The sequence below is a fragment of the Vibrio sp. YT-17 genome (assembly GCF_033337375.1).
Taxonomy (GTDB): domain Bacteria; phylum Pseudomonadota; class Gammaproteobacteria; order Enterobacterales; family Vibrionaceae; genus Vibrio; species Vibrio alginolyticus.
Map to the genome: position 1 here is coordinate 1 of NZ_JAWOQP010000211.1, position 1,024 is coordinate 1,024.

A 1,024-nucleotide genomic window follows, 5' to 3' on the forward strand; every position below is an offset into this window, starting at 1 on the left:
CGGTTATGTTTTTCCGCCTATCGGATGGCAGCTTCGGCCGAAACAAATAGTTTCCATTGTAGATTTAAAAAAGACGCGATTATCTCGCGTCTTTTTTATTGCAGTTTTGTAGAGGTTTATTGAGTCGAATGCTTCCTGCGCATGTCTACGTGTGGAATTCCATCTTCTAAGTAACTGTCAGAAATAACTTCAAATCCATGGTGAGCATAAAAATCGATAAGATGTTCTTGTGCACCAATGTCTATGGTTTTTTCGGGCCATAACGTAGAACATGCTTGGATGGCTCGTGTGATTAGCTGATGGCCTAAGCCACCACCTCGGGCTGTTTGTTTGGTCACGACTCGGCCAATACTGACGTTATCGTAAGTGGTTCCAGCTGGCAGAAGCCGAGCGCAGGCAACTAATTCATCATTGTGGTAGCCGAGTAGGTGATGAACGCCGTCAATAACATCCTTACCATCTAGCTCCGGGTACGGGCAAGTTTGCTCGACGACGAACACGTCGACGCGTAAGCGCAGCATCTCATACAGTTGTAAAGTAGTTAGTTGAGCAAAAGGCAAAGTGATCCAAGTGGTCATGTCCGTCGTCCATAATGATAGTAGAGTGCCTGAATGTACTCGCTTTTGTTTCAATACTCATTAACAATGGTTAATTTTCACTGGTCTTCCCAGAAAATCTGGCGATAATGTGCCCTCTTTTTCATCCCACCTGAGGATATTTCCCTGTGAGCAAACAAACTTTTGACCAAGTAGGCCTGAACCCAGCGCTACTAGAAACGCTGGATTCATTGAACTACACCCATATGACGCCAATTCAAGCGTTAAGCTTACCGGCGATTTTGAATCAGCGTGACGTAATTGGTCAGGGTAAAACGGGCTCGGGTAAAACAGCTGCGTTTGGTCTTGGCGTGCTATCAAATCTAAACGTAAAACGATTTCGCGTGCAGGCTTTGGTGCTGTGTCCGACTCGCGAACTGGCGGATCAAGTTGCTAAAGAAATTCGAACGCTAGGGCGTGGTATCCAT

At 45.8% G+C, this 1,024-nt stretch carries 2 protein-coding genes; one reads left to right on the top strand and one right to left on the bottom strand.

Annotation, left to right across the window (positions count from 1 at the left end):
* Positions 1-116: 116 nt before the first annotated feature.
* Positions 117-578, bottom strand: coding sequence for a GNAT family N-acetyltransferase (locus R7F67_RS25005; protein ID WP_318057555.1), 462 nt, complete (start codon positions 576-578; stop codon positions 117-119).
* A 146-nt stretch (positions 579-724) separates the two neighbouring features.
* Between R7F67_RS25005 and R7F67_RS25010 the strand changes: the two genes are divergently transcribed.
* Positions 725-1,024 (top strand): DEAD/DEAH box helicase (locus tag R7F67_RS25010; protein ID WP_318057556.1); only part of this gene is annotated, 300 nt, incomplete at its 3' end.

What these genes read in the sequence shown, in the direction of transcription:
- R7F67_RS25005 (WP_318057555.1), bottom strand. Translation starts at nt 578, where the DNA reads ATGACCACTTGGATCACTTTGCCTTTTGCTCAACTAACTACTTTACAA.